1 protein-coding gene is annotated in these 572 nt (G+C 41.8%); it reads right to left on the reverse strand.

Translation table 11 applies throughout. From position 1 onward, the window contains the following. Window positions 1-59: 59 nt before the first annotated feature. Window positions 60-548, reverse strand: coding sequence for a GNAT family N-acetyltransferase (locus IDZ20_RS01305; RefSeq protein ID WP_188149628.1), 489 nt, complete (start codon window positions 546-548; stop codon window positions 60-62). Window positions 549-572 lie beyond the last annotated feature (24 nt).

A 572-nucleotide genomic window follows, 5' to 3' on the forward strand; every position in this document is an offset into this window, starting at 1 on the left:
AAAGTGGCGCAGCCACCCCAAAACGGAGCGTAGCAAACACTGTCCTTTTGATAACTTTGTTAGGCATTTGTTTTTTGCCAATAACCAACGTCTAGCCAACGCCCAAATTTTCGCCCCACTCCTGAAAAATGAGCTACCTTAATAAAACCTAGTTTCTCGTGTAGCTTAACGCTTGATTGATTTGGTAAAGCAATACAACCAAGTATAACGCGTAAATTAAAGGGTTCTAGAGCTTTAAATAATCCAGCATATAGCGCCGTACCATAACCATTACCAGAAAAGTCGCTCTCAAGATAAACTGATACTTCGACGGTATTTTTATAAGCACTACGCTCTTTCCACCGAGCGGCATAAGCAAACCCTCTCACTACACCGCCTACCTCACAAACCAGCCAAGGATAACTGTTTGTGTAGGTAGAAATTCGAGTTGACATCTCCAAGGTGCTCAATGGAACCTCTTCAAATGTGATAACCGTATTATCGATATAGAAGTTATAGATTTCCTTAACTTTTTCTATATCTATGGACTCACAAGGCCGAATATTCATTGTTGCGCCCCGATGCCTAACGCC

The organism is Teredinibacter waterburyi, assembly GCF_001922985.1.
GTDB classification, from domain to species: Bacteria; Pseudomonadota; Gammaproteobacteria; order Pseudomonadales; family Cellvibrionaceae; genus Teredinibacter; species Teredinibacter waterburyi.

Coding starts and splice junctions, on each gene's coding strand:
- IDZ20_RS01305 (WP_188149628.1), bottom strand. CDS start 548: ATGAATATTCGGCCTTGTGAGTCCATAGATATAGAAAAAGTTAAGGAA.